General features: G+C 56.2%; 9 protein-coding genes. 1 reads left to right on the forward strand and 8 read right to left on the reverse strand.

All coding sequences use genetic code 11. The annotated features are described in order from the left end of the window. Positions 1-25 precede the first annotated feature (25 nt). The 8 genes from V4U88_RS10235 to rhaB form a co-directional block, all read right to left on the reverse strand. Complete coding sequence (locus tag V4U88_RS10235; protein WP_334073157.1) at positions 26-5,602, reverse strand: glycerophosphodiester phosphodiesterase family protein; 5,577 nt, start codon at positions 5,600-5,602, stop codon at positions 26-28. A gap of 411 nt (positions 5,603-6,013) precedes the next feature. Continuing rightward, positions 6,014-6,283 carry a helix-turn-helix domain-containing protein gene (locus V4U88_RS10240; protein WP_334073158.1) on the reverse strand — a complete coding sequence of 90 codons (270 nt, stop codon included), beginning with the start codon at positions 6,281-6,283 and terminating at the stop codon, positions 6,014-6,016. Between the two features lie 134 nt (positions 6,284-6,417). Further along, entirely contained in the window at positions 6,418-7,284 is an 867-nt protein-coding gene (locus tag V4U88_RS10245; protein WP_334073159.1) for a hypothetical protein, read from the reverse strand. A gap of 175 nt (positions 7,285-7,459) precedes the next feature. Then, positions 7,460-8,239, reverse strand: coding sequence for a TrmB family transcriptional regulator (locus V4U88_RS10250; protein WP_334073160.1), 780 nt, complete (start codon positions 8,237-8,239; stop codon positions 7,460-7,462). A 50-nt stretch (positions 8,240-8,289) separates the two neighbouring features. Next, positions 8,290-8,610 carry a hypothetical protein gene (locus V4U88_RS10255; RefSeq protein ID WP_334073161.1) on the reverse strand — a complete coding sequence of 107 codons (321 nt, stop codon included), beginning with the start codon at positions 8,608-8,610 and terminating at the stop codon, positions 8,290-8,292. 154 nt (positions 8,611-8,764) lie between these two features. After that, positions 8,765-9,616 carry a rhamnulose-1-phosphate aldolase gene (rhaD, locus tag V4U88_RS10260; protein ID WP_334073162.1) on the reverse strand — a complete coding sequence of 284 codons (852 nt, stop codon included), beginning with the start codon at positions 9,614-9,616 and terminating at the stop codon, positions 8,765-8,767. A 172-nt stretch (positions 9,617-9,788) separates the two neighbouring features. Continuing rightward, positions 9,789-11,045 (reverse strand): L-rhamnose isomerase, encoded by a 1,257-nt coding sequence (gene rhaA / locus V4U88_RS10265; RefSeq protein ID WP_334073163.1) that lies wholly within the window; start codon positions 11,043-11,045, stop codon positions 9,789-9,791. 48 nt (positions 11,046-11,093) lie between these two features. Further along, positions 11,094-12,557, reverse strand: coding sequence for a rhamnulokinase (gene rhaB / locus V4U88_RS10270; protein WP_334073164.1), 1,464 nt, complete (start codon positions 12,555-12,557; stop codon positions 11,094-11,096). 178 nt (positions 12,558-12,735) lie between these two features. Between rhaB and V4U88_RS10275 the strand changes: the two genes are divergently transcribed. Next, positions 12,736-13,899, forward strand: a complete 1,164-nt coding sequence (locus tag V4U88_RS10275; RefSeq protein WP_334073165.1) for an iron-containing alcohol dehydrogenase — start codon at positions 12,736-12,738, stop codon at positions 13,897-13,899. The last annotated feature ends 18 nt before the right edge of the window (positions 13,900-13,917 follow it).

Raw genomic sequence — 13,917 nt, forward strand, 5'->3', positions numbered from 1 at the left:
CCGTTTATCAGCGCTGGATTAACATTTACTCCAAATCGCCGCTCCATTGAAGGAACCGATAGAGCAGCACCGCGGATTCCGCGCGTGAGGACGCAGCGGCGGGATTCAGCCGATTCCCGGCAACGCCGTTGAACAGACCGGCCTCAAGGACCGTTTCCCAGTCCGCTCGCCCCCATCTGATTTCCCCGGCGTCCTTGAACCCGGCCAGACGCCCGGAGCCGTCAGCAGGGCCGGATACGGCAGCCGATCCGGAGATTCGCATCGCTCTGGCCATCATCGCCGCCTGTTCCCCGCGCGTGACTTGAGCATCGGGGCGGAAGGTTCCGTCTCCGTAGCCGCCGACGAGCCCGGACCGGACCGCCGCCCGCACATAAGGCGCGAACCAAGCCGCCGTGGCAACATCCTTCATGGCCGGAGGAGCCGCTTCCCCGTTCCCCGCCGCCAAAACGGCTTCGGCTTCGGCATCCAGCCCCAGGGCCCGAACCAGCATCGCCGCGAACTCGGCCCGCGTCACGGCACGCCCCGGTTCAAACGCGCCGCTGCCGGTTCCCTCCAGCAGCAGCCGCTCCGCCAGTTTGCTGGCTTCGGTTTCAGCCCAATGGCCCTTCATGTCGGCAAATGCCTTTTGCTCGGCCAACACGGTATAGATTCCGCTTTGGCCGCGCGTCAATATCACTTCCGAAGCTTCGGAGACATAACGGCTCGGCGCATAAACCAGTTTCTTCCCGGCCCGATCAAAACGAACGCCTGTCCAAGTACGGCTCTTCGCATCGCCCAAGGCTCCGATGTACTGCACGGCTCCTTCGATGGAGAAGGACACGCTGCGCTGTGGCGCAGATCCGTCGCCGGAGGAAAGACGAAGTCCGAATTCCACCGCCGGACCGCCCAATGTGCCTCCGGCACGCCCGGCCGCTTCCGCCACAGCGGCTTTCTCCGATTCCTTCAGTTCGCGGACGGTGACGACAAGCTCCGCCGTATCGGCAGCGGAGCCGCCAAGGAGCCGCGTGGCCACCGCCGGGTCGATCCGCCGCAGCGGCAATCGGTAGCCGGCTTGCAGCTCGCTGTTGACCAGCGTAAGCACAGCTTCGTCCCGCTTCAACGATTCCGGCTTCAGACCGGCTAATGGAATCCTAACGCTCTCCCCCTTGAAGCGGACCTCGATAGGTTTTTCCGCCTCAAGAGCTTGCTTTAAGTCTTCCGCCTTGACGGCCCCATTTATCGCTTCAATTACGGTAGTATCGGCGCTTCCGTCAGGCTGCTCTGCCTCATTCCCTACAGGCTTCCCGGGAACACCTTGCGCTCCACCATGATTATGGCTGCCAGAGTTCCCGCTGCCTCCGTTTCCGCCACCGTTGCCCGGCGTTCCACCGCCGCCGTCATTACCTCCATGAACCGTGATCTCAACCGGCTTCGAATACAGGTCATAGGTACCGCCCCCTTCGATCGAAGCCGAGTAACGCAGCAGCGCGTAGGCTTTTCCGGATCCGACCGCCTTGATGGTGTTGCCGTCCGCCCGCACCAAGTTGTCCCCCTCGATGATCACAATGTCGGGCTGAACCTCTTTTTTATCGCCCCGATAGGTTTCGGCCACTCCGGTTAAAGCCCGGGACTCTCCTTTGTTCAATACCATCGCCGGTTCCTTGGCGGTCAGCGCAGCCGTCCAATCGGAGGCATAGTACGTATAGTCCGTCGTAATCGCGAAGGCGCCCATCTTGAAGTACTTGATGATATCTTCGCGCTTGTTCAGGGTCCACGGGGAGATCAACAGCCCGCGGTGCTTGGCCGCTTCCATGAATTTCGGCCCCAGGCCGTTATAATCCGTATTATAAGTCCAATTTTGCCGGGACAGCGCTTTGATCGTCTCCCGCAGCGAACCTTCCACATTCGCTTCGCTCGCCATATACCCGGTCAGCAGACCCGCGTTCATTTCCGGCATCAAGACAGCCAGCCGCTCCAGTTGGGCCGGATAAAAAGACATCACATTGACGATATCCTCCGCCTTGTATTTTTTGACCGTGCTCACGAACGCATCTACCGCCTCCGGGGTTTGGGTCTTGATCTCCGCATAAACCAAGCGCCCCCGCTCCCGGGCCAACTGCAGCTGCTCGTCCAGGGTCGGCATCCTCACCAGCGGAAAACCTTGCGGATAAGGCTTGTTGGCGTTCAGAGCTTTCAGCTCCTCGAGCGTGAAATTCTCGACCTGTCCGCGTCCGTCCGTCGTTGTTTCCAGCAAAGTATTGTGGGTGATAATGAGATATCCGTCCTTGGTCAGGAACATGTCGTTTTCAATGTAATCGGCACCGGCCTCAATCGCCAAAATATTGCTCTCGATCGTATTCTCCGGAGATACGGAAGGCATGCCGCGATGCCCGATCATGTACACCTTGCGGATCAGCGTCGTGTCGCGGCCGTACAATTCCAGCGCTTCACGGGCCTTTTCCGGGTCGGCCGTCACAAGCCCGTTAACACCGGCCGTGATCAAGCGGTGAGTCGGCAGCGACCCTCCGGTCGTATCCGGGGCACTCTGCACCCAGACCATCACCGCCAGCTTTTGCAGGAACGCAACGTTGTCCCGGGTCGCCGCTCCCGCCGGCAGCAGTGCAACCCTGGCCTGGCTCGAAGCCGTTTGTCTGCGGATGTCCAGCAACTGCTCCGGTGTTGGATTGATCATAGAAGTGAAGTCCACGATCCCGCGGATTACCGGATAAGCCGCTCTGGCCCGCCGGATCAAATCCGGACGGTCGGAGATGACGAACGCATCCTCCAGACCGCGCTCGCGCAGCTCGTGAACCAGCCGGTCCACCGCCAGCTCCTCTGTGACGTAAAAGGCGGGGATCACCTTTTCGCCCGTGGCGGCGAGCACCTCATCCAGACGGGAAATTACCTTGCCGCCGTTCTTTTCCGTAACGGCCAGATCGGCATTGACATGAAAAATCGCCGTCGCCGGCAGGTGCCCGTCCTCGAGCTTTGCGAGGTCTTTGCCGTACACCACCTCGGTTACGACCGTAGGAGCCATCGCGATCCGCGTAGCGGGCTCCGTCACCTTGACAAACGGTGTGATGTCCGGCACCGGAAGCGGCTGTTCAAGCAGAGTCACCCGGATATTATCGATCCGCATGGTGCTGCCGTCTGCCTGAAAACCGATATGTCCCTTGCTGTACGCTTCAGCCTTCGCCGTATCGAAAATCAACAAATCGTTGATCCATTCCTGGACCCGATTGCCGTAGGCTTTCACCGTATACCGAAGCGGCTTTCCTTCCTCCATCGGCTCGGGGTAGGAACCGCGCTCCATCACGTTCCATTGATTGGAGGCTGTCCGCTCCGCAAATTCCACCCCATTGTAAACGGAAGGATCCTTGCGCACGGCCATCTGGTAATAGGGGGAATCCCCGTTTTGAACCCGGAACATGATCGAATTCCAACGGCCGGAGTTGTTGGCCGCCGTATTCGTAATGTCCGCTTCGATCGCATAGTCGCCGAACAGGCTTAAGTAATCCGGCAGGAGAACGCGTGAGGGGTTGTCCGGCGAAGCCGTGGCCCGCATTTCGAACGCCCCGTCCCGCACGCCCGCCGCACTCTCGGAAGCTCCCTGCTTACGGGTCCAGCCTTCCGGGAACGCTCCGTCCTCCATGCCGTCAAAATCCTCCGCAAACAGGACATATTCGCGCTGATCCGCAGCCTTCGCTACCAAAACCAACCGGAATTCCGCGCCGTCTTTCGCCGCCTTCACCTCATAGACTCCGGGGCTTTTCACCGTTAAGTCCATACCGTCCGCGGTGACCTCACCGCTGTCCGCGCTCCAGTTCAGCCGGCTCCCATCGATTTCCGCCGAGGTATAATCGCTGGATTCCGCCGTGAACCGGATGTCCTTCAGCGGTACCGGTTTGCCCGCCTCCATCAGCAAATAGCCGGGATCATGAGCCAGCTTCAACACCTTCGGCCCGGTCAGCGACGGCGTCACCGTGACATTGACGCGGGATTCCGCCTGGTGGTAACCCCCCGTGATCACCGCTTCGCCCTCCTTCACCGGTACGGGCCGGTTGTCCACGATCTTGACGACGCTCTCATCCGAAGAATACAGCTTCAGGTCCTTGATCTGGGCGGGCTCCACCACCCCGTCGGAGTAATACACGGTAGCGGTCACCGTCAGCGGTCCGCTCAGCGCTTCCGCCGAATTCGGCAGAAGGAGATCCAGCCGGTCCGCCGTTAGGCGGGTCACCTTCAGATTGTCGAAAGAAACAGTCGCCTGGTCCGCCTGGAAACCTACTTTCCCGCGCTCCAGAAGCCCGCTGTCCAGCGTTGCGTCCACCAGCAGGGCGAACTCCGCTTCGTCCTTGGGCTTGATGTACTCTTTGACATGATCGCCGAACACCCGCACTTTCAGCGTGTAGTCCTTGCCGAGCGTAAGCGGCTGCCAAGTCCCGCTTTCCGGTACGGACCACTGGTTGCCCGGATTCCGATAGGCCAGTTCGTAAGCGCCGTTTTGCCTTACGGCCATTTGATTGTACGGCGCCTTGCCGTTCGCGGGAACGCGGAACATCAGCGCCGCCCAGCGCGCCGGGTTCAGCACGCTTTCAAACCGGACATCCGCTTCCACGGTGTAATCGTCGGCTTGCACCGGCGCGGTGATCCGCGCCCGCCATCCGGAACCGTTGCCGTCAAAGCGCAGTCTTTTGCCCGAAAGGGACGGATCCGCAGCCTCGCCATAAGTGTCTCCCGTCACGGAGGAGTACGTGTCCCGGGTCACCGTAAACGCCGGGCTTCCTCCATTGACGTCGGACACCCAGCCCGGCGGAATCGTTCCCTCGTTATAGCCTTCAAAGTTCTCCTCCAGGAGCACCGGATCCACAAAGCCGGAGACCGGAGCGTCATCCGAGAGGTGTACCACGCCGTACCCCGTCGTATCGTTCCAGAAGCTGGATGAATTGTAGGCGCTCCAATAGTTCGTTCGCTGTTTGGCCGTATCCGCCGCATCGTAGCGGTTGGTAACGCCCACTTCGAGGCCGAGCTGCTTCTGAAGCCGGGGGTCCATGTGGAGCATGTCCCATGGCACGGCAAGTTCCGAGCTCCACCCTTCGGGTGTGGTGTGGATGGACCGAAGCACTTTCTTCTCATCCTTGTCCGCATGATTGTTCAGCGCCGCGCCGAACCGGAACTCCGGCGTGCTTCCGTCTTGCCCGTAAAGCAGGCCGATCTGCATATCCTCCGGGGCAAAGGGAGAGGACCGGTGCAAGGTAGGATCGAAAAACAGGTTGAGACTGTCCTGGTCGAACCAGTATCCGCTGCCCCCGGTGATCGGCGTCTCGTCCGCGATCCGCACCCCGATATACAAGTAAGTGTCGTCCCACAGCAGCCCGAACCGATGATCCTCGTTTGAAACCGGGTCGGTGCGCACCGAAAGGGGCTCGCTCACGCTCCAGAAAGATTCCTCCAAACGTCCGTCAATGACCGGTGCCGTCAGCGTCCGTACCGCCTGCATCTCTGCCCTTCCCGGTTCCTTCTCCGCGGCCGCGGCCGTTGAAGTCCCCGCTCCAATATTCGCAAGACCGGCCAATAGGGACAAAACCGTGATAAGATGCAGCAGCTTTTTCGCTTTTTTCATGCGTTAGGTATCCCTCCTAGGAATAGGTTGAAGGATGCGGCAGACTCCCCTCCCGGTCACGGCCAGAGCCGAACCATTAGCCTCAGCCATCCGCTTCGTTGGGCAGCACAAAAAAAACCGTCCGTCCGCTTCGTTAAGCCCGCCCCTAAAGGGCCTCCGGCTTTCCGTAGCGAAAAGAGGGTTTTCTCCTGGTCTCTACCCGGTATTCGATTGGGTTTTGCAATCCGGCATGATCACACATTCGCCGCCTGGATCGCTAAAAGCATCGCCCTACTCGCGCAGGGGGCTGTCTGTCCTCATCCCACGATACCTACACTTTAAAACGGAATTATTTTCACCGTATCTGATCCAAGTAAAGGGATTGTAAATAACGGAAATAAATTTTCCGTCCGCTCGCCCGGAAAGTCCGGTTCAGGAATCTCCGGTCATTTGTAGCGCCTCTTTAATTTGGGAAATGGATAATCCTGCCGCTTTTTTCTCACGGATCCAATGAATGCGGGCAATCGTCTCCTCCCTTTTATATCGGCGCGTTAAGTTTTCCTCCGCCTGCTCGTAGGGAAGCAAACCTTCTTCAGTGTAAAATTTAAGCGTGCTGTAGCGGGAATCTGTCAACCTGACTAATTCTCCGATAGATACGTATTCTGACGCCAGAATCGCCTCCATCGATCGTTGTCTCGACATGTAGGGTTCTCTCCTCTAAATAGAGCGCTTGGGAAGCAGGCGTACGCCATGAATAGGAACTCTGCCGTAAATAGCCTGCGGGACCGCCTCATACTCTACATTATCGATTTTCAGCGTCGGAATTGGCCCTGTCCTTAGATGGAGTACGAATGGCCGTTGGATTCCAGCCGTCTCGTCACATCGCTCAGCCTTTCCTGGGGATTGGAGAACCAGGCTTCCGTTTCGATAAATACCGATTGCGCCCGCTCCATGACCGGGAATATGAAGTTTACCCCGCTGCCCACCGGTGTTTTAACAAACTGCGTTTTCGCCCGAAGTAAGCGCTTGACCGTCAATTCCCAGCCGTGCCGGATGCGAATCGGATACACAAGCCGGGCAAGCGGGTTATTTTTATGCAGTTCATTCATGCGGACAGCAACCCGTTCCAACTCGTTTCTCGAAAAAAGATCATGCATGCATCCGCTTTCCTGGAGCAGCCACAACATACAGATCGTCTTCTCATCGACCGCTCCCTCCTCGAGAATCTCCGCTCGACAGTGCTCGGTAATTCTCGTGTACATCTGCTTGTGACACCGGTATTCTTTGATGGAAAGTCCCGCCGAATGAAAATAAAGATCGCACCCCATCAGATGCGGAATTTCTTCCAACAGCCCCATTTGAATTAACGATGCGGAGACGGCCATCTCTAATCGGTTTAGTTTTCTTTTGGACAACCCTGAAGCTCTTTTTAACCACCCGCCCAGGCTTCCTCTTTTTTTTGCAAAATAAGGGTCTTGAAAAAACACTTCCCGGTAAGGAACGGATGAAAAAGTGGCCTGAATCTCCTTACTCACACCAAGCTGATCATCGGGCCCCGTCATGAACCCTTCCATATAAGCTTCCAAAATCACCGCCGCCGCCATGCAGCGCAGCGCGACTTTCTTCGCTGTGGTCATATGCCGGCTTCGCTGCGCATTTAGCGAAATCATTGAGAACTCCTGAACCAGACTAAAATCGTGCATGGACTTGACCTCCCTATTTGCGATTAGGGCATGCTAATTACTCAACTACTTACTACTTACTACTTACTACTTACTACTTACTACTTACTACTTATAATATTCCAATTTGATCAGGCCCGCAACACTTGCATATAAAAAAGACAACAGCTCATCCGCCATTGTCTTCGTCTGCCATTTAAATAACGCCCCCGAACTCCCGTTTGATGTTCTCATAATGCCTGCCGTACCTGCCGGCGAGTTCCTCCGACAAATCTTGTTCGATCCGCTCCATGACGATGTCGTGGAAAAAGGCGGTATGCAGCAATTCCAGCACCGACGGGTGATCGCTTTCCAGCGCCGTCAACTGAACGGCTTGCCCGAAGCTCCCGAGCAGGGCCGTCTCATGGTCGCACAGGAGCGAAAATCTGCGTGATCCGAGTTCTCCCCACTCTTCCAGCCGCTGGTGGGCGATGATGCGTTTTAATGGCGAATGGGCTTCTCCGATCACGACGACCACGACGGCGACCCCTCGGCTTTCGGCCTCCAATAACGGCGTCTCCACCCAGTGCAAGTCCTCCGCCCAAATATCGACCAGAATATTCCTCTCGGCATTCGCGATCAGCCGCCGGATCGTCGTCTCCACCGCCTTGTCCCCTTTCCAGCTTCCGAAGGAAGCTGCCCGTTTGGGCGGCGCTTTCAGTTCCCCCAACAGCTGCTGCGTCGTCCGCTCAAAATCCGACCGGAGCAGAGCAACAACCTGACCGATCGGAACGGGCTCATAAAGAACCGGATCGGACTCGATCGTCCGGCAAATCCCTTTCTCGCCGAGCACTCGGAGGGCGGAGTACACATTGGTCCGGGACACCGACACCCTTTTGGCCACCTCGTATCCCGAAATTCCCGGCTCTTCATGCAGCGCCAAATAGCATCGGGCTTCCAAATCGGAGAGGCCGATGGCTCTAAGCTGCTCGATCACTTGGCTCACCTCTTGTTTTTTAATTATAGTGTTATTAAAAAATACTACGTTCAATAAGCTGATGTCAAACGCTTAGATGCTGAAATCTCAAAATGTGACCGCGAACTTCCCTCCTCTCTGGCAAATTCCTGCAAATCTGCAGGCTTTTCTCCTCCGTGCGGCCGGAATTTAATAATTCCTGCAAATCTGCAGGTTTTTTGGGCAAAGTCTTCCCCCTTCAAAAAAATCTCAATAAATTCCTGCAGATTTGCATCAATTTCTCGCATGGCCCTTTCAATCGCTGAAAATTCCTGCAGATTTGCATCTTTTTGACTCGGCGGCTCCCACCTCCCCCTGATTACGGACAAACGAGCGAATCCGAGAAATACCATCCTCCCAAAAAAGGAAAATAACGCCCCAAAAAGGCGTTATTCGCGGAGAACAAATAGTGCCCTGACCTGCTTGTATTCCCGTGCGTTATCGTGCGTTAGACCGGTTCATTCATGTCCGGCCGTCCGACGACGCGCCTGAATCTCGCGCTTACGGCTACTTTGCCTGCCCCAGCACCCCGGGCTTCGGCGTGACTCCGAACGCACGGGCCAGGTCCCAAAGCTGCGTTTCCGTAATCCGCTGTTTGATTTCATGCGGAGCGATCAGCATGTAAATCTGCGCCGCCTTCTCGACCGTCTCAATCAGGCCGAAGGCCTCATCCATCGTGTTGCCGGCGCCGTAAATCCCGTGCTGGGGCCAGATGACCACACGGCTGGTGCGCATTTTTTCCGCCGTCGCGCGGCCGATCTCCGTAGTGCCCGGCACGATCCACGGCACGATGCTGACGCCGTCGGGAAAGACGACGAGACATTCCGTGCACATTTCCCACAGCGTTTTGGTAAAAGCATTCTCGTCAAGATCATGGATAAAGGTCATCGCTATCACATTCGTCGCATGGGTGTGGAGGATTACGCGATGGCCCGGGTCCGCCTGAAGCCGCTCGATATGGCTCATGAAGTGGGCGGCCAGTTCGCTGGTCGGCACCGCTCCATCCTTGAAGCCCCAGAGCAGCTCCAACCGCTCGCCGTCCGCCGATACGCGAAGGACACCCAGGTTCACTTCCGGATCATCGCTTACATTTTTGAAGTATTTGCCCGATCCCGTCACAATGAAGTACCTTCCGGCCAAAGCATGCACCGGAAAAGAAGGCTGGATCACCCGCAGCACACGGTGAATATCGATGTATTTGGCAACCTCGGCCTCGTCCAGCAAGTAACTGACGTTCCCTCCGTTTCGCTCATCCCATCCGTACTTCCACATATTGGAGGTTACCTCGGACATTTCCCGGATAAAAGGCGCTTCCCCCGACCCGATATAATTTTGCGACTCCGTGACATAAGCTGTCATGACCATCCTATCCCCTTTATAAAAATTCGTTTATATTGTTAAACTATCAGCCCATTTTTTAACGGGAATTCCTTCCGTTAATTTGATGCCTGCGCGGCTGCAGAGGCAAAAAGCTGGAAAACCTCCCGCTAATTCGCCTGAAATTGCGTATATCGGCCGTTGGACTTGTTCCCTACCTTTTCAAAAGAACATCCCGCTCGTACGCCTTGACCTCCGAAAGCCATTGCTCGCGTACGGGGACCCCGGACATAGCGCAGTAGTAATCCCAGACCGCTCCGAACGGATACGCTTTAAACTCTTCGGTCAGAGCGAGCCGCGTCGTGTAGTCCTTGTCCAGTTCCGCTACCTTCAACTGCTCGACCGGCTCCAGCATGGCCCGCAGGAGCGCCCTGATCGTATTGCGTGTCCCGATGACCCACGCGGCCACATGATTGATGCTGCCATCAAAGAAATCGAGGCCCACGTGGGTTCTCGGCAACAGCTCGCCCCGCACCAGCTCCCGGGCGATCTCCAGAAGCTCGTCGTCCATAATGACGACATGGTCGCTGTCCCACCGGACCGGGCGGCTTACGTGCAGAAGAAGCTGGTCCACAAACATCAGAACGGACGAAATTTTGTTGGAGATCACTTCAGTCGGGTGAAAATGCCCCGCATCCAGACAAAGGGCTTTCCCCGCAGACATGGCATATCCCATATAGAACTCGTGCGATCCCACCACATAACTCTCCGACCCAATCCCGAACAGTTTGCTTTCGACCGCATCTATATTGTAGCGGGGATCGATATCCTCCCGGAAAATCTCATCCAGGGATTCCTTCAGCCTTCTGCGCGGCGACAGCCGGTCCACCGGGATGTCCTTGTAACCGTCCGGAATCCAGAAATTCGTCACGCAAGTCTGGCCGAGTTCCTTGCCGAAATGCGCCGCGATCCGGCGCGAGGCTTGGCAATGGGCGATCCAGAAATCGCGGATCTCCCGGTCCGGATGGCTCAGCGTAAACCCGTCCTCCGCCTTGGGATGCGAGAAACAAGTCGGATTGAAGTCCAAACCGAGCCCCTGTTCCCGCGCCCAGTCCACCCAGCTTTGAAAATGCTTGGGTTCAAGCCGATCCAAATCCACCTTCTCGTCGGTGTCCGCATAGATGGCATGCAGGTTTACTTTATGTTTCCCCGGGATCAACGAGAGCGCTTTTTCCAGGTCCTGACGAAGCTCGCCAGGAGTCCCGGCACGCCCGGGATAACTGCCGGTAACCGCGATTCCGCCGCTTAAGTCTTTATCCCGAAAAAGGAATCCGCGAACATCATCCCCCTGCCAGCAGTGCAAGGAAATTTTGATATCCGCAAGCTTTTTCAATACCTCATCGACATCAATCCCGTGCTTGCTATAGAGATCTTTGGCATATTCGTAATTTCCGACGATTTTGGCATCCATCTGGTTCTCTCCTTTTTCACATGAGATTCAAGTTCCTTCCAACCGCCGCTAAAACACCGGGCTTGCTTTCACCCGTTCCCACCGCTCCAGCAACTGCTTCCGGTTCTCGACGGGACGCGGCACATAGCGGGTAACCGGAAAGGATTTGGCGATGGCTTCGCGCGCTTCCCTTACATTGCCAAGGCGCCCGCACGCGATCATTTGCACGGCGAGATTGCCGATGGCCGTGGATTCGGAAGGCCCGGCACTCACCGTTTTTTCCATCAAATCCGCGGTACATTGATTGAGCAGCCCGTTATTGGCTCCGCCCCCGACGATATGAAGAACTTTGAACGTGCTGTCCGTTAACCTTTCAAGCTCCTTCATATAATCGCAGTACGTAAGCGCAAGGCTTTCAAAGATACATCTCGCCACTTCTCCAAGCGTCTGCGGCACCGGTTGCCCTGTCTCCTCGCAAAAGCTGCGAATCTCCTCGACCATATCGACCGGGTTTAAAAACCTCTGATGATTACAGGCAACCAGGCTTTGGAAGGGAGGAGCCTCCTCAGCCCATTGCACCAGCTCCGCAAAGCTGCAGTCCATCCCCGAAACCCTGCGGGTTTCCTGGATCATCCACAGCCCCATAATGTTTGTCAAGAACCGATAAGTTCTGTAAGCTCCCCGTTCATTCGTATAATTGCATGTCAGCGCGGACTCGGTGTTTAGCGGCTCCGTCAACTCCGCCCCAAGCAGGGACCAGGTCCCGCTGCTCAGAAACGCCCATGGCCGATCGTGGGCCGCCGGGACCCCGACGACCGCGGAAGCCGTGTCATGGGTCGGTACCACGATCAGCTCGCATTCCGGGAGGCCGTAAGCTTCCTTCAATTCGGGGAGGAGAGGTCCCAGTCTTATCCCCGGCTCCGTCAGCTCCGCAAACTGCGTCCGGTCAAGCCCCAGAATGCCCAGCAGCTCTTCGTCGAACTCTCCATCCTGCAAATTCAGCAGTTGCGTGGTGGACGCATTCGTCAGCTCGTTGATCTTCCTTCCCGTCAAGCGGAAATATAAATAATCCGGCACGAGAAGAATCGAATCCGTTCGCTTCAATTGTTCGGAATCGTGGACAAAAAGCTGGTACATCGTGTTGAACGACAGCTCCTGGATCCCGGTTTTGCGGTAGACCTCCTCACGCGGGATCACCCGGTGAAAATCATCGGGCGCTCCGTTTGTCCGGGAATCCCGATAAGCATACACTTCGTGAATCCGGTCCCCCGCCCGGTCAAGCAGGACGTAATCCACAGCCCAGGTATCGATGCCGAGTGTGCAGTGGGCGATGCCCTCCTGCTTGGCTTTGACGAGGCCGGCCAAAATCTCTGCAAACAAATGATCGATCTCCCAATAATCATGGCCCTCAACCCTATGAAACCGGTTTTCAAACCGGTGCAGCTCCCTGATAATCAACTGTCCGGCAATCAAAGCGCCATGCACCAGCCTTCCACTGGAGGCTCCGATATCCACCGCGATATGATTTAACATAGGTTTTTCCCCTTATGGTCAAATAAAGTGAACGATTTTCCTTCATCCTAATGGCTGAACTTCCGATTGTCAACGAAATTATGTTTGTTTATATGTTTTTATGTTTGTTTTTAGATTGAATATTTTTGAAATCGATTTTATAATCAAAAACAAAACAACATATTGGAGTGTGGTTTATATGCTAACCGCCCGCAAATTGTATTGGCCATCGATTAACCTGATCGGTCCCGGCTGTATCCAAGAGATCGGTCAAGAAGTGAAAAAAATAACAAAGTCCAAAGTCCTGCTCGTTACCGATCCAACGCTCCTGCAGCTGGGTGTGGTCAAGAAGGTGACCGACATCCTGGATGCGGAAAAGATCGACTACGTGATTTTCTCCGACGTGAAGCCGAACCCGACCACGCAAAATGTCTATGACGGGCTGAAGGTCTATCGGGACCATGCCTGCGGCGGACTCATTTCCGTCGGCGGAGGTTCGCCGCAGGATGCGGCCAAAGCGATCGGCATCCTCTCCACCAATGGAGGCAAGATTACCGATTATGAAGGCATCAACAAATCAGCCCACAAATCGGCGCCGATCATAGCGATTAATACGACAGCGGGAACCGCCTCCGAGGTCACCATCAATTACGTCATCACCGACGAGGAGCGGAAAATCAAAATGGTGATGGTTGACCCGAATTCCCTGGCCGCCGTTGCCGTTAACGATCCGGAGCTGATGCTTAACAAGCCGCCCGGCCTAACCGCGGCAACCGGGATGGATGCGCTCACCCACGCCATTGAGGCTTATGTGGCCGCAGGCTCATTTGAACTTACCGACAGTTTGGCCGAACAAGCGATCCGGTTTATCTCGCGTTCTCTACGCGAAGCGGTGAAGAACGGGTCCAACCTGCAAGCCCGCTCCGAGATGGCGTGGGGCTCTTATGTCGCGGGCCTCGCTTTTTCCAACTGCGGCCTCGGCATCGTTCACAGCATGGCCCATCAACTCGGTTCCGAATACGATCTCCCGCATGGGGTTGCCAACGCGATCTTGCTCCCCTATGTCATGGAATACAACCTCGATGCCCGCCCCAAGAAATTTGCCAAGATCGCCGAAGCGTTGGACCTGGACACCTCTTCGGCACCTTCGGTTCACGAAGCGGCACGGATGGCCCTGGACGGTTTGAAAGCGCTGTCCAGGGATGTGGGTATTCCTCCTTTAAAGGAAACGGGCTTCCATCCGGACGATATCGGCAAGCTGGCCCGCCAAGCGATGCAAGACGTTTGTACGGGCGGGAACCCGAAGCCGGTGACGGAACAGGATATCATGGATTTATATATGAAAGCTTACCGCGTGGAATGACGATCCGCGTTGCGATAT

Origin of the sequence: Paenibacillus sp. A14, assembly GCF_036864815.1 — a bacterium.
Classification (GTDB): Bacteria; Bacillota; Bacilli; order Paenibacillales; family Paenibacillaceae; genus Fontibacillus; species Fontibacillus sanfengchensis.

Coding starts and splice junctions, on each gene's coding strand:
- V4U88_RS10235 (WP_334073157.1), bottom strand. CDS start 5,602: ATGAAAAAAGCGAAAAAGCTGCTGCATCTTATCACGGTTTTGTCCCTA.
- V4U88_RS10240 (WP_334073158.1), bottom strand. CDS start 6,283: ATGTCGAGACAACGATCGATGGAGGCGATTCTGGCGTCAGAATACGTA.
- V4U88_RS10245 (WP_334073159.1), bottom strand. CDS start 7,284: ATGCACGATTTTAGTCTGGTTCAGGAGTTCTCAATGATTTCGCTAAAT.
- V4U88_RS10255 (WP_334073161.1), bottom strand. CDS start 8,610: ATGGTATTTCTCGGATTCGCTCGTTTGTCCGTAATCAGGGGGAGGTGG.
- rhaD (WP_334073162.1), bottom strand. CDS start 9,616: ATGACAGCTTATGTCACGGAGTCGCAAAATTATATCGGGTCGGGGGAA.
- rhaA (WP_334073163.1), bottom strand. CDS start 11,045: ATGGATGCCAAAATCGTCGGAAATTACGAATATGCCAAAGATCTCTAT.
- rhaB (WP_334073164.1), bottom strand. CDS start 12,557: ATGTTAAATCATATCGCGGTGGATATCGGAGCCTCCAGTGGAAGGCTG.
- V4U88_RS10275 (WP_334073165.1), top strand. CDS start 12,736: ATGCTAACCGCCCGCAAATTGTATTGGCCATCGATTAACCTGATCGGT.